We start from the raw sequence: 18,762 nt of genomic DNA, 5'->3' as shown, positions 1-18,762 counted from the left end.
CATGAACAACATCATCTGGTTGCTGCGCTTTTCCGCACAGGCTCGCGGAGCGCTCAGTGCATCTATCCTCGCACGCGTGGCTGGGCACATTCTGGGTGCATTGATGCTGGCTGTGCCCGCCTGGGCAATTGCCACAATTGCGCTGTCGAAGTGGGACGCAACCGACTCGTCGCAAAGCTTGAGCATGCAGTGGACGTGGGCGGTCATTGGCGTGGTTGCAGGGCTGGCGCTGTTGAAAGCGATTCTGCGGTATGTCGAGCAGTACCTCGGGCATCTGGCTGCGTTTCGGCTGCTCGGCGAGCTGCGGCTGTGGATCGTCGAGCGTCTTATCCCGCAGGCGCCCGCGGTAACCGATGGGCTGGGTACTGCCAGGATTCACACAATTGCGATTCGTGATGTTGACCGAGTGGAAGTCTTCTTCGCGCACACAATTGCGCCCGCGGTGACGGCCGTACTGATTCCGCTGATGGCGGTCGTGACAGCGGCATCGACTGCCGGAGCCCTGCCTGCGATTGCTCTGACGCTGACCTTCGCGGTTGGCTTTGTGATTGCGCTCGCAGGCTCTAAGAAGGCGACGACGGAGGCTTCCGCAACGAACTCCACACGCACGGACATTGCGCAGTACATTGCCGATACGCTGCGCCTTCGGGAGGAAATCCTCATCTACGGCGCAGCCGAGCAGCGGCTGCGGGGATTGCGTGAGCTCGATGAACAGCTTGCTCAGAAAATGCGTGCAGGCGGCAAGCGGGCTGGACTGCGCTCTGGCGCGACCGGACTTCGGATTTGGGGTGGCAGCATTGCCGTCTTTTGTGCTGGTATCCCGGCGCTTTCAGCCGACTACCGTATGCTCCCTGCTGTTTTGGTGACGACGTCCCTGGTGGCGGGAACTGCTTCATCAATGGATTCGATCGAGCGCCTGGCATCTTCTCTGCCAGCGGGACTCAATGCAGTCACTCGGATCAGGGAGCTGGCCGCGCAGCCGCCGACTGTGGAAGAGCCGAAGCAGCCGGAGTCGCTGGACCTGCACCACGCGCAGACCGCGAGGGCCAACTCCGGCGACTCAGTCCCTGCCCTCGAACTGAGCGATGTCAGCTACCGCTACCCTGGCGCCGATAACCCTGCACTGACCAAGATCAATCTGCGCATTGCCTCAGGCCAGTTCATCGGTGTGGTCGGCCCAACTGGTTCGGGCAAGTCCACACTCTCCCGGCTAATCCAGCGGCATGTCGATCCGGATGTCGGCGAGGTCATCATCAATGGCCACAATGCCCGTGACCTCGGCTCAACCAATGTCTGCCGAACGGTTGTTGTCGCAGATCAGAATCCCTTTCTCATGGAGGCCACCATCGCTGAGAATCTATGTCTCGGCGCGCCTGATGGCTGCGAGGTTCCCGAATCACTGATGCACTGGGCGCTCGAACTCGCCGCCATCAACCCTGCTGAGATGCCGCTGGACAGGCCCATTGGCCGCCGCGCGCAGCGGCTCAGCGGTGGTCAGCGTCAACGTCTGGCGCTGGCCCGCACCTACTTACGCGCGGTACTAGCCGACGGCACTAAGCCCAATGACCTCGCTGCACACCTCGCCGGAAAGATTGTTATTTTCGACGAAGCCACCAGCCACCAGGATCCACTGACGCAGGCTCGTATCGTAGACAATGCCCGCGCATGTGGAGCGACCTGCATCTTTATTGCGCACCGACTTCAGACACTGGCCGAGGCCGATGACATCCTTGTCATCGAAAACGGCCAGCTCATCGAACGCGGCACGTATGACAACCTCCTCAACGCAGACGGCGCATTTGCTCGACTTGCGCGCGCCGAGGTCTAGGCTCCTTCTAGCTCTCCGCGCAGGTCTTCCGCAGCACCACCACGGTGTCGACAACGTTCTTGCCATCGATTTGCTTGACGACGTCACGCTGCGCCACCACCGCTTCGAGACTCTGCGGCTCGTGCGCAAAGAAATCAGTGACCTCATCCGCGCTGTAGAGCAGCTCGGGGTCTCCCGGGCCGTGGACTTCGTTGTCCGGATGGTGTGAGACTGAGACAAAGTAGCCACCCGGAGTGAGAGCCTCAGCGACGGCTCGCCAGAGGTTCTCCCTGTCCCTGCGCGGCAGGTGAATAAATGCGGCGACTACCAGCTCAAAGCTTCCTGCTTCCGGCTGCCAGTCTGTTAAGTCTTGCTGGACCAGGTTCGCAGAGAGCCCTTCAGCTGCCAACGCGGCTCCAGTATGTTCGAGCCCGACGCTGGAGAAATCCATGCCGGTGACATCCCAGCCCTGAATGGCTAACCACACCGTGTGACGGCCACGGCCACAGCCTAGGTCGAGCGCACGTGAGGGGTCGGAGAAACCTTTCCAGATTACCTCAACATGCTGCGCGATTGTCGGATTCGGTTCGCCGCCAAAGAAAGAGCGCGAACCGTCACTTGCGGCCTCGCGATCTGCGGTGAATTTCCCATCCCAGAACTCTGCTGTCGACATGCTCACCAGGATAGACGGCACCGAGAGGCAATGCTGGACTACATGAGGTTCTGCGGAGGTTTGAAGTTCTACGGGGAGAGAATCTCCACCGGCAAACTGGCATCCTAGTGATCCTCGACGAGCTCGCGGAGCCGGGCAAAGATTGCCGCACCATCGTGGCGAATGCCGTCATGCTGGAATGCATTGGTCACATGTGGCCGCAGGTCCCGGTAGCAGTTGGCTGTCTCCATGGAGTACTCGAACGGCACGAAAATATCGTCGAGGTAAACCGCGGCTGCCGAGGTCGGGGCGTCGGCAAGCAAGCGTGCGGAATCATACGGCGAGCTTTCCCAGGTGTGCTGCGCAAATGCTTCCGCCTTTTCCTTGAAAGGAACGAGCGCGGGGTCCTCGTCGAATTGCCAGGGGAAAACGTGCTCACCGGTGAGATAAAACGGCTCGTCTCCTGCAGGATTGGCTTTTTCTTCAAAACCTGGGATTTCCTCGCGAATACGGTGAGCTGCCCAATTAGTTGTGGGCTGGTTCCCGACGCCACCATAAATGGATTCATGAATCGCGGCGTATAGCGGACCGTCGGCGAAACTCACGCGGGTCCCTACATCGGCCAGAAAATCGGTGCGCAATTGCTTTTCGCCATTGCGAATGTGGAATGGCTCTTCCAACAAATACGCCAGATTGTGGAATCCATCTCCGCGGCCTAATTCAATTCCGATGGTGCGGAATCGGCGAGAACTCAGTCGCTCACCGGTGGGGAGAGTTTCTGCAGATTGCTCGAGGTGCGCGCAGATTTCTCGAATTCGGTTTTCGGCCCACGGATACTCGCGATAAAAACGCTCGTGACGGGTGCGCAGCTTCGCATACGTCGTGCGATAAAGGTCGTCAGCACCACGGTCCAGAACAGGTAAACCGCCTGTGAGATAAGCGTGCTCCACGGATTCCGGATAGCGGCTGAGATACGAAGTAATACAAAACCCGCCAAAGGACTGGCCATACAGTGACCATTTGGCAATGCCCAAATGCTTTCGCAATGCTTCCGCGTCTTCGACGATGTATTCCTGACGCAATTGGGCAAGCCGCTCGGCCGGAACATCTGCAATATTGGCCGCATCAATTCGATGCGAGCGCCCAGTGCCGCGCTGATCCAGCAGGATGACGCGGAATTCCTTCAGCGCCTCACCGATTACTCCGCTGGCACCTACCGGACGCGGTGCCGGAAATCCCGGGCCGCCCTGCAAATAGACAATTGCCGGCGCATCCTCATTTCCTGGCGCATAGATTTCCCTGGCGAAAAGCTCAAATGTCGCGGCATTCGCAGCTTCGGTAAAAGGATCCCAGGGCACCTCAACGGTGTGTTCCTTAATAATGTACCCAAAATGCCTGCTTGCAGTACTCGTCGATGCCATGTCTCTGCCGCTCCTCTAATCCCGCTGCTCGTATTTCTTCATCAGCTTTGCGACGAGTAAATCGGTCGCCTCATCGTCCGCAAGAATTTGATCCAACATCTCCCGGTATTCCCGCTGCCGCAGTGCCGTATCTTCTCCGTAGTCATCATAGGAATCACCGGATAGGTCCACACCGAAATCGGATTCGTCGCTGTCATCCTGCACTGTCTCCTGCTGCGCCGTCGGCATGTGCAGATCCGCTGGGAAGTCCGCATTGAACTCCTCCAGGAATTCCTCCGCGTTGGCCTCGGCGTCGGAACGCGACACTCCCCTATCAACCTCAGCCTGAATGCGACGCTGCAGCGCTTTTTCCATCTGTCGGTGACGCCAGCTGCGGAGGCGTGCGGGCTCGAAACGTCGACCAACCTCGCGGCTCTTGCCCTCTGCTCGACGTGCGAGGACCGCAATCTGCGCCGCGGTGTCGTTCAGTGGCGCCCACTCCGAGTGTGCCGACACTCGCCAATTACCCCAGTACCCCAGCAGCGAAAGCAGGATGCTGACGATAGGACCAATGACCATGGACACGGCCATAAATCCCAAATGGTGGCCTCCGATGACAATGACCGCGCAAGCCACGGCCGGGATGACCGTGGGCTGGTTGCCGCCGAAAACAGCGGGTACTCGCCCGGTCACAATGTCGCGGATCATGGAACCACCAGTGGCGGTGAAAACGCCCATCATGATGCACGGCAGAATGGGCAGACCATACGTGACGCCTTTGACCGTTCCCGTAGCTGCCCAGAGTCCCGAGACCACAGCGTCACCGTGGACCTGAACGTATTCCCAGGTCTTTCCTTTGAAATAGAAAAATCGCGCAATGAGCGCACCAGTAAACGCCAGGATTAGGTACTCCGGCTGGCTCATTGCGGCGACGGTGCCCTGGTTAATCAGAACATCGCGAATCATGCCGCCCCCCAGTGCGGAGAACAGCGCAATAAAGAAGAACCCGATGATGTCGTAGCCTCGTTGCCGGGCGATGGTGCCACCGATGATGCCCATGAGCAGGACACCACTGACATCGGACCACCGGTACATCGACTCGATGAGCGGATCTACTTCTGCGACGTTCATGATGTTCAAGCTTAGACGCTGCTATTTTTCAAGCATCAACGAAAGGTCGGGATACCCATGCAAAACGCTGACACCTTTGCTTCGGCACGCCCTAGCGACAGGCTCATGCGCGGCATCGCTATCGCCTCTCGCGCGCACGATGGGCACTACCGAAAGGGCTCGGGCGTTCCCTATATCAGCCATCCGATGTCGGTGATGTTGATTGCGGCGAGCGTGACTAACGACGAAGACGTGCTGTTGGCAGCCCTCTTCCACGACATTTTGGAAGACGTGCCGGAAAACTACTCACGTGCCGAGATGGAAGATGAGTTCGGGCCTCGCGTGGTTGAGATCGTCGAGGGCGTCACCAAAGACTCTTCCCTGCCCTCGTGGCAGGAGCGTGCCGATGCCTACCTGGAGCAGCTTTCTCATGGCAGCGAGGAATCTGTCATCGTGGCCGCTGCGGATAAGTTCCACAATCTCAGCCAGACTCTGGAGGATTTAGACCGCGATGGCCACGCTCTGTGGGAACGCTTTCGTTCAACTCCGAGCCAGCAACTGTGGTGGTACACAAGCGTCCGCAACGTGATCGCCGAACGACTGCCCGGCATGCCTCTGCTGGACGATTTGGACGTTCTAATTGAGCGCCTCGATTCCTGGGTACAAGCGGCATAACCTGCGTTTTTCCAATCGCTTTAAGTTATAAAAACATGTCTAGGCATAGCCTGAACCACTCCGGCAACGGTACAGTGGCAGCCTACGTGGCTCGGATATCTATCACGATATAGAGGCCACGCAACAACAATCTGACAATAGATCCAGGAATACGCAACAGGAGAAAAACAGTGACTTCCACTGATGCATCGTCCACAACCGAACTGCCCACCACCACTCAGCAGTGGGTTCTAGCTTCCCGACCGACCGGCCTGCCGACTGACGAGAATTTCCGCCTCGAGACCGTCGATTTGCCAGAGCTTAACGACGGCGACATTTTGGTAGCCAACTCGGTCGCTACCGTCGATCCCTACATGCGTGGCCGTATGAACGACACCAAGTCGTACGTTCCTCCTTTTCAGCTTGACCAGCCAATGACTGGCGGCGCTGTGGGCACTGTCCTTGCGTCCAAGTCGGATAAGTTCCAGGTTGGCGACGCTGTCCGCCACTCTTATGGCTGGCAGACCAATGCTGTTATTGCCGATTCCGAGGCAACACCGGTTGACCTGAACGTTGCACCGGCTGCTGCCTACCTGGGCATCCTTGGTCTTACTGGCCTTACTGCTTACGTTGGCCTGACTGCTGTCGGAGAGATGAAGGAAGGCGACGTCGTCTTTATCTCTGGCGCTGCTGGTGCGGTCGGCTCGGCTGCTGGTCAGTTTGCCAAGCAGATGGGCGCATCCCGTGTCATTGGTTCCGCCGGCTCGGACGAAAAGGTTGAGCGCCTACTCGAACTCGGCTTTGATGCCGCCTTCAACTACAACGACGGCCCGGTTGCAGAACAGCTGGCACAGGCAGCGCCGGAGGGCATCGACTTCTACTTCGACAACGTCGGTGGCGACCATCTCGAGGCAGCCATCGGCGCGATGCGCACCTTTGGCCGCGTTGCTATGTGTGGCGCAATCTCCCAGTACAACAACACTGGAGCGCCGACCGGACCACGTAACTTGGCTCTGGCGATTGGCAAGTGCATTACGCTGCGCGGCTTCGTCTTGGGCAAGTACCTGCACCTGGCAGGTGAATTCCAGGAGCGAATGGCTCCGCTGGTCGTCAGCGGTAAGGTCGCCTACGATGTCACCACTCGCCACGGTATCGAGAACATGCCAGCTGCATTCCTCGAACTGTTTAGCGGAGGCAATACCGGCAAGATGGTCGTAGAGTTCTAAATAACTGTCATCGAGTTTGGAGCTAATTCGTGAACACACAGAAACCTCGACTGCTTACGACCGACACACTGCTGATTCAAGAAACACGCAACGTTATGCGCAGTGAATACTCCATTTTCGATGACAACGGCACCCAGATTGCCCAAATTGCCCAAGCGGGATCACTGGGTCGCCGCATGTTGGGCATCGGTGTCAAGTACGACATCTTCGATGTGGACGAGGATGGCAAAGAGGGCGACAAGCTCCTCACCATCACCGACCCCGCGAACGTTTTCGGCGACACATACAAGGTTCTCACACCCAACGGCGCTAAGATCGCCACAGCCAAGACCAAACGATTCAGCCTAAAATCACGGCTAACTTTGTCCGTCAAAGGGCTTTCCGACGTCGATGTTGACGGCGGCTTCCGCGGTAAAAATTACGCACTGACCAGCAAGGGACGCCCGATTGCGAAGATTGACCGGAAGTACCGTGGTCTCAAAGGCGCTATTACCGGCAAGGACACGTACGCTCTGCATTTGGAGCCGAACTTGAACGAGGAAACGCGGGCTGCGGTGATCGGTACTGCGCTGGTTATTGACATTGTCAGGCGCAAGAACGATGAGGCTGTAGCGGTTAGTGTGAGCTAGTGCTTCCGCCTTGTTAAAGAACTGCCCTGCTAAGGCGTCACCTTGTGCGGCGCCGAGACTTCCTTCAGCCTGCTGGACATAGCGACACCAACCAGTCCCATTAGTGCCAGGAAGATTAAAGCTGCCGCAGGGCCGAAGCTGGCGATAACACCCGAAAGCGCACCGACGATGAGCAGGACAACGCCCATGATGGTGTTGGCTGCTCCGACATACTCGGTGCGCTTGTCGCCTTCTGCCATGTCCACAACATAGGTCGAACGAGCCACGCGAACACCGGCGTGGACGACGGACATCGCGAAGAAGCCGAGCGGGAAAATCCAAGCGTTCGCACCGGCGGAAAGCCAGTGAGCACTTGCGACCAACAAAAAGAGAACAATAGAACCGACCAGCGAAGAGTAGGTCAACACCTTCTTCGAGGATTTATCCGACCAGATTCCGGCGACTTTTCCACCAACCAAAGAGGCGAAGCCTGCGGCGAGCATGAAGATACCGACATTGGCGCTTACTCCCCCGCCGCTACCGTCAGAGGCTTCCAGATCAGCTCCCACCTGTGCACTTAGGGTTACGATGAACGACGTGGATAATGCTGTGACCAGCAACAAACTACGGACGATCACAAAGTCGCGGAAGTTCTTATCCTCTTTAAAGAGCCGCCAGGTGTCCTGCCACCAGGTTTTATTCGGTTCTTCCTTGTCCCCCTCGTTGGTGGGCTCAACAATCCCACGGAAAATCAAAACTGCTGCTACCCACGACAGTGCCGCAACAAAGATGAGCCCCGCCACGATTGGTTTGGTGACGTTGTCGCGGATAATCCACAACACTGCACCAACAATAATTGCGGCGACACCGCCCAACATCGCAGCTCGGCCACTAATCTGCCCGCGCTGCCCCTTCGGAATCGTGCGGCCCTGGACATCCTTTGAGGCCATCGAGCACAGGGCTCGGGCCGTCGCAAAGCCTGCAAGCGCGACGATGACAGCGACGCCGAGCGCGGTGCCTTCTAGGAACAACGCAGCCAGACCAATCAGCGCTGCTGCGATGGCTTGCCCCAAAGCACCAGCGATCCAGACGGTTGTGCGGCGCGGGCGAGATTTCACCCAAGGTGTGAGGGCGGCCTGCGGAAGCATCGAACCGGACTCGCGCACCGGCACAAGCATGGCGATGAAGAAGCCCGGCGCGCCAGCCGAATGCAGCAGCCATGGCAGCAGCGTCTTGGCCGCAACAATCTGGTCGCCGATATTCTGTAGTCCGTTCGCCCAGACGTAGCGCTTGGCATTCGCGCGGGCGTGTTTTTGCACCGACTCTGGGTTGTTCCCTGCGTCCGTGGGTTTGTCAGCTTCCGAGCTATCAGTCATGCCTCTCACGCTACCTTCCTGCAGCAACGGCGCTACCGCACACGGTCATTTGCCCCAGGCCGTTCCAGGAGCGAATCGCGCTGTCTCATCTGCCGCTACACTCGCGGGAAGAGCACCCAACTTCTCAACGAAAGTAGAAATATGCCCGCTGACCTTTATCGACGTCTCTCCAACCTCGATGGCAAGAGCTACGGCGCATACAAATCTCTTCGTGGCTCCCACGACCTGCCGGATCTGGACGCGACGCTGTTTGTCGACAAGGTCCAATCCGACCCTTACGCTCCAGCATCACGGGCACGCGTCCACATTCCGCTGTCAGTGCTGGACTATCGCGGAGCCTCCCGCTCACAACCCGGCAGGTTCAGCACGGCAGAGCTCGATTTGTTGAACCGCAGCCTCGTGCGAGCTTTTAAGAAGTATGGCCGCGGGCTGTTTATCGATTCTCCGGGGCAGCAGGTCTTGCGCCGAACAGCTGTCGCTGAGCTCCGTGGGGATGCGCACGACGTCGATAAGCATGATGATGCCCTCCAGATCTGCCTGGAAATCCAGCTGCCCGCCCGCGGCCGGCGCATTCTCGGGCGTGAGGCGGCGCGCTTGATCTGTGAGGATTTGTTGGACGCGCTTGACGACGCCATTGTAAACGCACCCATCGATGCGCTCGAGGCAGCCGCGGAATTGGAGTATGACCAGCTCTTTTTGCGCCGTGCGGTAGCGGACGCGGACCTGATTGGGTTTGTGACAGACGGGTCGGTGTTGCCCCGTCAGGCGGGCAATAGCCAGCTGCCGAAGCCCGGCGCGACTGCGTTTACCTCGCCGGAATCGTTGCAGCACAGTTTTCAGTTGCCGTCGGGTAAAATGGTGCACGGCATGGGCATTCCGCGGGGCGTGACGTTGATTGTCGGCGGTGGCTACCACGGCAAGTCCACGCTACTGTCCTCCCTGGTCACTGGCGTGTATGACCATGTCGCTGGCGACGGCCGCGAGTTTGTGGTCGCTGACGAGACTGCGGTTGCGCTGCGTGCCGAGGACGGCCGGGCCATCACTGGTGTGGATATCTCGCCGTTTATCAACGGTCTTCCCTCCGGTGATGACACGACCCGGTTTTCCACGGCGAACGCGTCGGGGTCGACCTCCCAAGCTGCGGGTCTGATGGAGGCGCTGGGTTCCGGTGCGCGCGTGTTGCTCATCGATGAGGACACCTCCGCAACTAACTTCATGATTCGTGATGAGCGCATGCGCCGACTCATCCCCGATGACCGGGAGCCGATTACTCCACTGGTCGCACGGGTCCGCGAGCTCTGGGAGGACCACGGGATCTCCACGGTCATCGTCGCTGGTGGTTCTGGTGCGTTCATCGATGTCGCGGACACCGTGATTGCTATGGATGCGTACACGCCTTACGACGTCACCAAGCGCGCCCGTGAGCTCCGCGAATCGGCTACTCCGGCCGAGCCTTCGCCTGCTTTTGCGCAGATCGGTGAGCGTTTTCTGCAGGCTGACTTCCCCGCCGGTGGTGGCCGTGGTGGGCATGGCGGCCGCGGCGGCGGTCGCGGTGGGCGCGGTGGCGGTGCGAAACCACCTAAGCCACCGCGTGCTCGTGGTCTAGAGCTGATTCAGGTGGGCAAGGACAATCTTGATTTGCGCGCTGTCAGCCAATTGATGGACTCCTCCCAAACAGAAGCAATTGCCCGGATTCTGGGCGCCGTCGTAAAGCAGCTCGATGGGCGTACTGACCTCACCGACCTAATCCAGCGCGAGTACGACAACTTTTGTCATTCACTCTTCGATGTGACAGCTGAGTTCACCAACTCTGGTCATCTGGCCGAGCCTCGCGTCCAGGAGGTCGCAGCGGCAATCAATCGGCTTCGGCTCTTGCGGTAGAGCCTCGAAGATTGGCGGACCCCGGCCCCGCTCCCTCCCCTGCGGCTGCCCCAGCTAACTTCCTCGACGGATTTCGGCGTCAGGTCTTGACCTTGACGCGGCGTCAAACAGAAAGATGATTCCCGTGAGCAACAACGACAACGAGTACACCATCGGCGAGGCAGCCGAGCTCCTGGGCGTTACCACACGCACGCTGAGGCATTGGGATGCCATCGGACTACTCAGCCCGCAGTATCGCACGTGGTCCGATTACCGCCTCTACACCGATGAGGACATCGACACCGCGCTGGAGATTCTGGTCTACCGCGCCGCCGGTGTGCCGTTGAAGACTATCGAGGAGTTCATCCACGGCGATTCCTCCCCGAGAAGTCGGAAAGATCGTTTACTCGCACAGCGAACTGTTCTCACCGAGAAGATCGCTGACCTGCACCACATGGTGCAGTCCTTGGACAAACTGATTGAGGAAGGAAATACCATGAAAGCAAAGACGAAAGCGGAGCTCTTGGGCCGCGACTGGCAGAATCTAGAAGCCGAAGCTGAGGAGCGCTGGGGCGACACCACTGAGTGGGAGCAGTCTCAGCAGGCTCAGGAAAAGATGAAGGACAGCGACTGGGCCGAGCTTGAAGCAGAGGCTAAGGATTTTGCCGATGCGCTTGCCGACGCCGCCGAGCGCCACGTCGAGCCCGGTTCCGCTGAGGCGGCCGAGCTAGTTGACCGTCACTTGGCCTCTATTACTCGCTTCTACGAGGCTGGTCGAGAAAAGCAGATTCTGTTGGCTCGCATGTACGTCGCTGATTCCCGGTTTGATCGGTACTACCGCGGCAATGCTGGCTACCTGCTGGAGCTGATTGAAGCTCAGGCCCGTAAGGAAGGCATTGACCCGGCAACTGCCGAGTGGCGGTAAATACAGGGAAGCAGCCGTTCAGCCCGGCCTTCCCATCCGGGACTGAATCGGCATAGAATTGCCTCATGAAATTCATCGAAGCCGCAGACTTCACCGCTGATCGCCCGTGGGGCGCACTGGATGTGGTCACTATGACTGGAGCCACAAGCGTTCGGCTCCACTGGAGCGATCAGCCATACAAGTGGCACATCAATGATGGCGAAGAGGTCTTTGTGGTTGTCGACGGAGCCGTCGATATGCACTACCGCGATGCGGGAGAGGAATGCGTACGCACATTAACGCCTGGCACTATCTGTTTCGCAGAAGCCGGCGACGAACATGTCGCGCACCCGCAGGGCGAGGCGCGCATGCTTGTCATTGAAAAAGAAGGCTCAGTCTAGCCCACAGCAACAGCAGCTGACAGTGCACACTTCGGCATCTCCATAACTCCGTCATATCCCCGACTCGGGAAGGAATTAACCATGAAATTCTCTCGCTCTATCGCCGCTGTCGCCATCGGTGCCGCTACTGTGCTGGGCGCTGTTGCTGCCTCTCCAGCTGTCGCACAGGCTATTGGTTGCCCCTTTGCACCAGTGCACAAGTATGAAGAACACCGTTTCTCCGGTTCTTCGACTTCAGCAGATGCTTTCAAGGTTTGGTTTAACGGTGGCGTCTACATTGAACCAATCGTCGAAACGCTGGATTTGGTTGAGCTTCAGGTTAACGACACCCAGGTCGCTCACGCTGGCGACATCATCTACAAGGATGAAGACGGCAACTTCTGGGTGAAGTAGCCTACGCAGGAAAAACAGGGCTCAATTACAGGTCTCACCCCGTGGCAGATTAACCTCATCTGAATAGGGCTATAGCGCTTAGCGTTGTGGAGTCACTGGTACTCTGTCTCGCACCTTTTGCAATTTCTGCCACGAGCCCTCGTTTTCAGGAGTGTTCCACCATGGAAATCATCATCGTCGATTCTGAGGCCGAAGTCGCGAGCATCGCTTCGGACTACCTCGCTCACTACGCCAACAAAGGTGGAAACCTCGGTGTAGCGACAGGATCGACTCCGCTTGCGACGTATCGGGAACTGATTCGTCGCCATCGGGCTGGTGAAGTCACTTTTAAGGACTGCAGTTTCTTCGCACTCGACGAATACGTGGGACTGCCCATCGAGCATGAGCAGAGCTACTACCACGTGATTCACAATGAGTTTTCCGATCACGTGGATGTTGACCCGGCGAGGGTCCATATTCCCGATGGCCTCGCGGACGATATCGGCGCGGCCTGCGAGGATTACGAGCGAAAGATTATCGAGGCCGGCGGCATTGACATTCAGTTGCTGGGCATCGGCACCAATGGGCATGTTGGTTTTAACGAGCCCGCCAGCTCTTTTGGCTCTCTGACTCGCATTAAGACGCTGCACCCGCAGACCGTGCTGGATAACGCCCGCTTCTTCGACTCCGCGGACGATGTGCCGTACCACGTGGTCACCCAGGGGCTTGGCACCATTTCACGTGCGGGGCACCTCCTGCTGCTGGCCACCGGCACCGCAAAGGCGCACGCTATTGCCGCATCCATCGAGGGCCCACTGAGCGCGTCGATGCCTGCGTCCGTATTGCAGCTGCACCCACGGGCCACGGTTGTCATTGACCAGGCCGCAGCCAGTGAGCTGAAGAACAAGGAATACTACGAGTTCACCTACGCCCATAAGCCGCAGTGGCAGAAGGATATGTGGAAGTAGGCCCCGGCCCTCCCCGGCCCCTTCCCAACCTTCGCTCCCACCCCCGGACTAGTCAGCGCTAGTCGTCATCATCCATCTCCAGCTCGGGGTCTTCGGCACGCGCCTGCTCGTAAACTTCCTTCGCTGCCGTGAGATTAATGACGCCGATGACAAGTCCCACGACGATGTCCGGCCATGCGCTGAACCAGAAAATGGTGACCACTCCGGCGGCGAGAATGAGCAGGTTCGCCAGGACGTCGTTACGCGCCGCCAACCACGCGCCGCGCATGAGCGCACTGTCGGCCTTGCGCAGGTTCATCAGCAAAATCGCACAGACCAGGTTGATGACCATCGCGATAATTGCCGTCACCGACAGCGTTAGTGGCTCTGGCGGCTCACCGCTAATCATCTTCCAAATGGCGGTGCCGAACGCCGCAATCGCCGGAATCAGAATCAGCCCGGCAAGGCCGAAGCTCGCTTTACGACGGCTCGCCAGCGACCACCCCAATGCGGTGAGAACCAGCAGGTTGATCAGAAAGTCTTCAAGAAAGTCTGCAGCGTCGGCGAACAGCGCTGCGGAACCAATAATTGAGGCAACAATTAATTCAATGAAGAATCCGAGAAGATTCAGGCCTGCTACCCACGCAACAATTTTGCGGGCGCGGTGATCCAAAGTTGATGAGGTAAACACGGAGGACATCGTAACGCCCGGCGCGAGTACCATCGAATCCTATGACGCACCCGCAGAAATTCCACTCAGAAATGAAGGTTCCCGGCGGCAAATTGGTTGTTGCCGACTGCGAGACCACCGGTGACACTATTTCGTCGATAAGCATTTCGGGCGATTTTTTCCTCGAACCCGATGAAGCCTACGACATTATTAATGACGCTCTCCTCGGTGCGCCTGCCGGGGACAATACGGAACGCCTACAGGCTCGCCTCGATGCGGCGCTGAAGGATTTTGAGGAGCAGTCTGGTCGCGAGGTGCGACTGCACGGTTTTGATACCCACATCATTGCGCAGGTCGTTCGACGTGCACTGACACAGGCTGTCGACTTCACTGATTTGGAGTGGGAGGTTTTGCAGCCGGGAGTCCTGCCGACGGTGATGAATGTTGCGCTCGACGAACTCCTCCTTGACCAAGTCAATTCCGGACAGCGCGGACCAACTCTGCGCTTCTGGGATTGGGATGATCGTGCCACCGTCATCGGTTCCTACCAGTCCTATGTCAATGAACTCGAACCCGAGGGCGTAGAGAAGCACGATGTGCAAGTGGTGCGTCGTCTCTCCGGCGGTGGCGCGATGTTCATGGAGGGTGGCAACTGCGTCACCTACTCGATCTATGTTCCGGAGAAGCTGGTCGCCGGCCTCAGCTACGTCGAATCCTATGAGTTCCTCGACCGCTGGGTCATCGCCGCACTCGCACAGCTCGGCGTCAATGCGTGGTACGTCCCCATCAATGACATCACCTCCGATGGCGGCAAGATTGGTGGTGCCGCACAGAAGCGCCGTGGTTCGACAGTGCTCCACCACGTCACCATGAGTTATGACATCGATGCCGACAAAATGATGGAAGTCCTGCGCATTGGCAAGGCCAAGATTGCCGATAAGGGCCTGCGCAGCGCGAAGAAGCGCGTCGATCCGCTCCGTCGCCAGACCGGTGCCAGCCGCGCGGAAGTCATTGACACGATGAAGCAGACATTCATCAACCGCTACGGCGCCACCGAGGCATCGCTTTCCGACGAGGACTTCGCTGCGGCGCAGCATCTTATTGACACCAAATACGGCACGGAGGGCTGGACTCACCGAGTCCCCTAAACGTCGCACTGCTTACTTGTATACGACAGCTGGTCGGGAAAAGGAGTTAACTAAAGGAGACAAGTAAACAAAGGAGAGTCGACGTGAGCGGCGAGCGTGCAATTGGGTCCTATCCTGCGAATATGCACCAAAACCTGGTGAAGGGTTCGGCGCGCGCCGTAACAACACCGCCGTGGTGGTCTCCCCGATATCGAAGGCACCGGAATTGTGATTCACGGGCGCCCACTACAGAGCTTGAACGGTGTCGGCGAATTCACTGAGGCACCGGCCACAACGCCGCTACAGCCCCCGCGAGAGGTTCCAGCGCAGAACCGCAGGCCGGTCATGGTAGCGACCAAGCACTGACAGGGACGCAGTATTCAATGGGAAGGACTGGCCAAGTTCAATGGGCAGTTCCAACCAGGCCGTAGTGAGCGCACGCAGCGAGTGACCGTGTGCGAACAAAATCGCCTTGTCTTCACCCGATTCACGAACCCTTTTGACCACGCGCTCAACGCGCTCACGGACTTCCTCCGCGGTTTCGCCATTGGGCACACCGTGAGTCCAAATCTGCCAGTCGGGAACAGTCTTCTGCACTTCCTTCGAGGTAATCCCCTCGTAGTCGCCGTAGAACCATTCCGCGAGATCCTCTTCGACTTCGAAGTCGTGGAATCCTGCCAATCGAGCGGTCTCTTGGGCACGCTGGCGGGGTGATGCCAGCACTAGCCCAAAGTCCTTCGGATCCAGCCAGCCGTTGAGGGCCTTGGCTTCTTCCCTACCGTTGTCAGTCAGAGGAAGATCAGTTACCGATGTGTGCTGCCCAGTGCGCGACCACTCAGTTTCGCCGTGCCGCACGAGATATAAATCAGTCATAGTTCCAGCTTAGGCTTATCTGAAAGTGCGGTTAGCCGCGGCAGCCCTGCTAGCCCATCACGGGGTCACGGATCCGACTACGAACGCTGCTGAAGTGTTTCCACTGCGCGGTCGGCAAGCTCCTCGCCAGCACCGTCATAAAGGTAGACGGCCATGTCGGCACCAACGTTGAGAAGCTGATCCTTAAACCTCTGCACCTTAGTGGTGGTAGCAACCACGGCTTCGGTGTCCTGCTTACGGATGTTCTGAATCATCGCGTAGGTCTCAGCGTGCTCAGACAGCGCCAACACGTACAGCGCTGGTTTCTTCTCCAACTCGATGTGGTGCCACAGCTCTGGGTCTGTCACATCACCCGGGATAACCTGGTAGCCCTGCTCACGCAGCTCTTCGATGCGATCCTCATCGAAGTCAACGCCAAAGACGTTCATGCCGTACTCATTAACCAACCTGCCGTAGACACCGACGCCGACGCGCCCCATACCCATGATGAGGGCATCAGCGTTATCAATAATGACCGTTGCCTCTTCTGGGACCAGGCGGTCCTCTGGGGTTTCTGGGACGAACTTCTGCAGGAAGCTGACCAGCTTGTCCTCATGCGGGACCATCAGCGAGCTGGCAATGAAGCTACCCGCCACGGCGACTGCCATAATCGAGGTCCACTCATCGGGCAGAATGTCCTGTTGCGTCGCCGCAGCCATGACAATGAGGCCGAACTCCGAGTAGTTACTCAACGTCAGACCCGCCAACGCACTAGTGCGCAGGGACAGTCCGGTGCGCTTGAGAATCCCGATGAAGATAGTGACCTTGAACACCAGGAACAGGACCATAATCGCGGCGATAACGTAGCCGCCAGCACTTGGCAGACCACCGAGGCCAATTTCGATAAAGAACGCGACCAGCAGCAGCTCACGGATACTAATCAGAGCTTCCGACAGACGGTCAGAAATCGGGTGCGAGGACAGCAGAATACCGGCAACCAAGGACCCCAGCGAGCCGGACAGCCCTGCCAGCTCGAAAGCCGAGTAAGCGGCCACAGCAATACCAATGCCGGTGAGAACCAGCAGCTCAGTGCGGAACATGCGGTTGGGAAGCCGCGCCGCCAGCGGACGGATGAAGAACAACAGTGGTAGAGCCAGCGCCCACAGCTCCGGGGTCTTACCCGACGATGCCACCAGCACACCGACCGCAATGATGTCCTGCAGAATGAGCACACCAATCGCGATGCGTCCGATGGCCGAAGCACCGCGGTTCTGCTCCTCCAAGTGGCTCATCACAAACACCGTCGACGAGAAGGAAGTCGCGATGCCGATGTAAATCAACGCAGTCACCGACAGCCCCGTGAGTTCACGCAGCGGCAAGAAACTGGCGATACCAAACAGCACGGCAAAAACCACCGTGTTTAAAAATGCGTGACCCAACCCTGAAAAGACCACTCGCGGCGCCACGATATCCTTGGGATTCAGCTTCAGACCGATTGTGAAGAGCAAGGTGGTAACACCGAGCTCGGCCAGCGAATCAATAAACGGGATTTCCTCAAGTCCCATTGCATGAACGGCAAAACCGGCCCCAAGGAAACCAATCAGCGGCGGCAGCCGAAGCAACGAAGCACCGAGCCCGCCGATAATCGAAAACAGTATTGCTGTTAGGTATACGGATTCCACCCATCAAAGATAACGTCTGACACAACTGATAAATGCAGAGGTTGGCCATTAACCGTTCTTTGCCACCCGACTGGGGCTAGCGTCTTGGGAGCTAGCGTCGGTACGGAACCTCGCCCAATGCAATCGGCTGCGGGTGCTCTGCCACCCACGCGACCGCCGCTGCCGTCAACGCATCAATGTCCGCCTCACCAGCTTTGCGCTGCTTTACGACGGCCATTGCATCCTCGGCAGCCCCAACCGTCTCCAGCCAAAAGTCGGTCATCGCGACAAAGTCTTCGTCCCAGTTGACGTAGCCCATCTCCAGGGCCTCGTACCCGAGCCGGCCCACGATGCGAATAACCTCGCCCTGCACAGTCGCGGCTGCGCCACCACCCGGCACCAGGTAGTTCCAGAGGTATCGGAACTGACCGTTGGTCGACTTGCCTGCGGGGACAATGATGTCGCTGTGGCCATCGTGAGGTGTAATCACGTCCGGACGTTCCGCACCGATGCGCTCGTAGAGGCGATCCATAACTGGCTGGTACTTGTCGCGTTGCTTCTCTGACATGCGGTTGTAGCGGCGACCGAACTTGGTGAACTCTTCGCGCACTTCGTCGTCGATTTCCGAACCAGCGTCCAGAAGCACCTCGATGCTGTCTAGGACTCGACTGAGGGAATCGGTATCGGCAGCAGCAACCGCCTCTTTGAACGCTGTCCGGCCGTGACCGAGGCGGTTCTCGCGGTGAAGGTCAGCACCATTTTCCAACAGCAACGCAATCGCCTTGGGCTGATGGCTCTTCGCTGCCATGAAAAGCGGAGGATACTTACCGGCTTCGATGTCGGCACCGCATTCGAGCAGGATTTTCATCTTGTCGGTATCGCCCCGGCTTGCATGCTCTGCCAGCGCGGTCTTACCGAAGTGGTTCTCAGTGTTGACGTCGATCCCCTGGTCGATTAGCCAGCGCATGAGCTCTGGCGGGGTGCCACGGAGCGCCAGTGCAGTGTCCTTGCTGTAGCCAAAGACTGCGTCGAGAGCGCAAGTGTCATAGACGGCCTTCAGTGCATCCATGTCACCGGCTTCGAGCAGCTCTTCGAAGTTCTCGACCAGTTTCTTCCGCTTCCGTGGCATGCAGTT

At 58.3% G+C, this 18,762-nt stretch carries 18 protein-coding genes; 10 read left to right on the top strand and 8 right to left on the bottom strand.

The genetic code is table 11. From position 1 onward, the window contains the following. Position 1 precedes the first annotated feature (1 nt). The gene (locus HMPREF2681_RS06200; RefSeq protein ID WP_070429479.1) at positions 2-1,828 is read left to right on the top strand and encodes an amino acid ABC transporter ATP-binding/permease protein; all 1,827 of its coding nucleotides are present in this window, start codon (positions 2-4) and stop codon (positions 1,826-1,828) included. A gap of 7 nt (positions 1,829-1,835) precedes the next feature. On the opposite strand, the gene HMPREF2681_RS06195 is transcribed toward HMPREF2681_RS06200, so the two are convergent. The 3 genes from HMPREF2681_RS06195 to HMPREF2681_RS06185 form a co-directional block, all read right to left on the bottom strand. Continuing rightward, positions 1,836-2,480 carry a class I SAM-dependent methyltransferase gene (locus HMPREF2681_RS06195; RefSeq protein WP_070546433.1) on the bottom strand — a complete coding sequence of 215 codons (645 nt, stop codon included), beginning with the start codon at positions 2,478-2,480 and terminating at the stop codon, positions 1,836-1,838. 104 nt (positions 2,481-2,584) lie between these two features. Continuing rightward, the gene (locus HMPREF2681_RS06190) at positions 2,585-3,880 is read right to left on the bottom strand and encodes an alpha/beta fold hydrolase (RefSeq protein ID WP_049193610.1); all 1,296 of its coding nucleotides are present in this window, start codon (positions 3,878-3,880) and stop codon (positions 2,585-2,587) included. 15 nt (positions 3,881-3,895) lie between these two features. After that, positions 3,896-4,990, bottom strand: a complete 1,095-nt coding sequence (locus HMPREF2681_RS06185; RefSeq protein ID WP_016422340.1) for a trimeric intracellular cation channel family protein — start codon at positions 4,988-4,990, stop codon at positions 3,896-3,898. 57 nt (positions 4,991-5,047) lie between these two features. On the opposite strand from HMPREF2681_RS06185, the gene HMPREF2681_RS06180 reads away from it, so the two are divergent. The 3 genes from HMPREF2681_RS06180 to HMPREF2681_RS06170 all read left to right on the top strand — a co-directional run bounded on the left by HMPREF2681_RS06180 (position 5,048) and on the right by HMPREF2681_RS06170 (position 7,478). Then, positions 5,048-5,644, top strand: coding sequence for an HD domain-containing protein (locus HMPREF2681_RS06180; protein ID WP_070546432.1), 597 nt, complete (start codon positions 5,048-5,050; stop codon positions 5,642-5,644). 170 nt (positions 5,645-5,814) lie between these two features. Then, positions 5,815-6,849 carry an NADP-dependent oxidoreductase gene (locus HMPREF2681_RS06175; RefSeq protein ID WP_016422338.1) on the top strand — a complete coding sequence of 345 codons (1,035 nt, stop codon included), beginning with the start codon at positions 5,815-5,817 and terminating at the stop codon, positions 6,847-6,849. 29 nt (positions 6,850-6,878) lie between these two features. Continuing rightward, complete coding sequence (locus tag HMPREF2681_RS06170; RefSeq protein ID WP_016422337.1) at positions 6,879-7,478, top strand: LURP-one-related/scramblase family protein; 600 nt, start codon at positions 6,879-6,881, stop codon at positions 7,476-7,478. A 29-nt stretch (positions 7,479-7,507) separates the two neighbouring features. Here HMPREF2681_RS06170 and HMPREF2681_RS06165 read toward each other — a convergent pair whose 3' ends face one another. Then, the gene (locus HMPREF2681_RS06165) at positions 7,508-8,833 is read right to left on the bottom strand and encodes an MFS transporter (protein WP_222865698.1); all 1,326 of its coding nucleotides are present in this window, start codon (positions 8,831-8,833) and stop codon (positions 7,508-7,510) included. A 141-nt stretch (positions 8,834-8,974) separates the two neighbouring features. Here HMPREF2681_RS06165 and HMPREF2681_RS06160 point away from each other — a divergent pair, with 141 nt between their 5' ends. The 5 genes from HMPREF2681_RS06160 to nagB all read left to right on the top strand — a co-directional run bounded on the left by HMPREF2681_RS06160 (position 8,975) and on the right by nagB (position 13,338). Then, positions 8,975-10,714 carry an ABC-ATPase domain-containing protein gene (locus tag HMPREF2681_RS06160; protein ID WP_070546430.1) on the top strand — a complete coding sequence of 580 codons (1,740 nt, stop codon included), beginning with the start codon at positions 8,975-8,977 and terminating at the stop codon, positions 10,712-10,714. Positions 10,715-10,829: 115 nt separating this feature from the next. Next, positions 10,830-11,618, top strand: coding sequence for a MerR family transcriptional regulator (locus HMPREF2681_RS06155; protein WP_049172640.1), 789 nt, complete (start codon positions 10,830-10,832; stop codon positions 11,616-11,618). 65 nt (positions 11,619-11,683) lie between these two features. Further along, on the top strand, positions 11,684-11,998 hold the full coding sequence (locus tag HMPREF2681_RS06150) for a cupin domain-containing protein (protein ID WP_049193606.1): 315 nt from the start codon (positions 11,684-11,686) through the stop codon (positions 11,996-11,998). 81 nt (positions 11,999-12,079) lie between these two features. After that, positions 12,080-12,391, top strand: a complete 312-nt coding sequence (locus HMPREF2681_RS06145) for a hypothetical protein (RefSeq protein ID WP_049172637.1) — start codon at positions 12,080-12,082, stop codon at positions 12,389-12,391. A gap of 161 nt (positions 12,392-12,552) precedes the next feature. After that, entirely contained in the window at positions 12,553-13,338 is a 786-nt protein-coding gene (nagB, locus tag HMPREF2681_RS06140) for a glucosamine-6-phosphate deaminase (protein WP_049172635.1), read from the top strand. Positions 13,339-13,396: 58 nt separating this feature from the next. On the opposite strand, the gene HMPREF2681_RS06135 is transcribed toward nagB, so the two are convergent. Further along, positions 13,397-14,017, bottom strand: a complete 621-nt coding sequence (locus HMPREF2681_RS06135) for a cation efflux transmembrane domain-containing protein (protein ID WP_049172738.1) — start codon at positions 14,015-14,017, stop codon at positions 13,397-13,399. Between the two features lie 32 nt (positions 14,018-14,049). Between HMPREF2681_RS06135 and HMPREF2681_RS06130 the strand changes: the two genes are divergently transcribed. Continuing rightward, a complete protein-coding gene (locus HMPREF2681_RS06130; RefSeq protein WP_049172633.1) occupies positions 14,050-15,135 on the top strand; it encodes a lipoate--protein ligase family protein in 1,086 nt (361 codons plus the stop codon). A gap of 279 nt (positions 15,136-15,414) precedes the next feature. Here HMPREF2681_RS06130 and HMPREF2681_RS06125 read toward each other — a convergent pair whose 3' ends face one another. The 3 genes from HMPREF2681_RS06125 to HMPREF2681_RS06115 all read right to left on the bottom strand — a co-directional run bounded on the left by HMPREF2681_RS06125 (position 15,415) and on the right by HMPREF2681_RS06115 (position 18,756). Continuing rightward, complete coding sequence (locus HMPREF2681_RS06125; RefSeq protein ID WP_049189288.1) at positions 15,415-15,987, bottom strand: histidine phosphatase family protein; 573 nt, start codon at positions 15,985-15,987, stop codon at positions 15,415-15,417. A gap of 77 nt (positions 15,988-16,064) precedes the next feature. Beyond that, positions 16,065-17,648 (bottom strand): cation:proton antiporter family protein, encoded by a 1,584-nt coding sequence (locus HMPREF2681_RS06120; RefSeq protein ID WP_049189287.1) that lies wholly within the window; start codon positions 17,646-17,648, stop codon positions 16,065-16,067. A 91-nt stretch (positions 17,649-17,739) separates the two neighbouring features. Beyond that, the gene (locus HMPREF2681_RS06115) at positions 17,740-18,756 is read right to left on the bottom strand and encodes an ankyrin repeat domain-containing protein (RefSeq protein WP_070546428.1); all 1,017 of its coding nucleotides are present in this window, start codon (positions 18,754-18,756) and stop codon (positions 17,740-17,742) included. Positions 18,757-18,762: the final 6 nt, after the last annotated feature.

It is taken from the genome of Corynebacterium sp. HMSC064H12 (genome assembly GCF_001809925.1).
Taxonomy (GTDB): Bacteria; Actinomycetota; Actinomycetes; order Mycobacteriales; family Mycobacteriaceae; genus Corynebacterium; species Corynebacterium jeikeium_D.
Note: the sequence above shows the minus strand (reverse complement) of the source record. Positions and strands in the feature narration are given on the sequence as shown.

Excerpts from the sequence above, each read along its gene's own strand:
- HMPREF2681_RS06200 (WP_070429479.1), top strand. The coding sequence starts at position 2 with ATGAACAACATCATCTGGTTGCTGCGCTTTTCCGCACAGGCTCGCGGA.
- HMPREF2681_RS06195 (WP_070546433.1), bottom strand. The coding sequence starts at position 2,480 with ATGTCGACAGCAGAGTTCTGGGATGGGAAATTCACCGCAGATCGCGAG.
- HMPREF2681_RS06190 (WP_049193610.1), bottom strand. The coding sequence starts at position 3,880 with ATGGCATCGACGAGTACTGCAAGCAGGCATTTTGGGTACATTATTAAG.
- HMPREF2681_RS06185 (WP_016422340.1), bottom strand. The coding sequence starts at position 4,990 with ATGAACGTCGCAGAAGTAGATCCGCTCATCGAGTCGATGTACCGGTGG.
- HMPREF2681_RS06180 (WP_070546432.1), top strand. The coding sequence starts at position 5,048 with ATGCAAAACGCTGACACCTTTGCTTCGGCACGCCCTAGCGACAGGCTC.
- HMPREF2681_RS06165 (WP_222865698.1), bottom strand. The coding sequence starts at position 8,833 with ATGACTGATAGCTCGGAAGCTGACAAACCCACGGACGCAGGGAACAAC.
- HMPREF2681_RS06160 (WP_070546430.1), top strand. The coding sequence starts at position 8,975 with ATGCCCGCTGACCTTTATCGACGTCTCTCCAACCTCGATGGCAAGAGC.
- HMPREF2681_RS06155 (WP_049172640.1), top strand. The coding sequence starts at position 10,830 with ATGATTCCCGTGAGCAACAACGACAACGAGTACACCATCGGCGAGGCA.
- HMPREF2681_RS06150 (WP_049193606.1), top strand. The coding sequence starts at position 11,684 with ATGAAATTCATCGAAGCCGCAGACTTCACCGCTGATCGCCCGTGGGGC.
- HMPREF2681_RS06145 (WP_049172637.1), top strand. The coding sequence starts at position 12,080 with ATGAAATTCTCTCGCTCTATCGCCGCTGTCGCCATCGGTGCCGCTACT.
- nagB (WP_049172635.1), top strand. The coding sequence starts at position 12,553 with ATGGAAATCATCATCGTCGATTCTGAGGCCGAAGTCGCGAGCATCGCT.
- HMPREF2681_RS06135 (WP_049172738.1), bottom strand. The coding sequence starts at position 14,017 with ATGTCCTCCGTGTTTACCTCATCAACTTTGGATCACCGCGCCCGCAAA.
- HMPREF2681_RS06130 (WP_049172633.1), top strand. The coding sequence starts at position 14,050 with ATGACGCACCCGCAGAAATTCCACTCAGAAATGAAGGTTCCCGGCGGC.
- HMPREF2681_RS06125 (WP_049189288.1), bottom strand. The coding sequence starts at position 15,987 with ATGACTGATTTATATCTCGTGCGGCACGGCGAAACTGAGTGGTCGCGC.
- HMPREF2681_RS06115 (WP_070546428.1), bottom strand. The coding sequence starts at position 18,756 with ATGCCACGGAAGCGGAAGAAACTGGTCGAGAACTTCGAAGAGCTGCTC.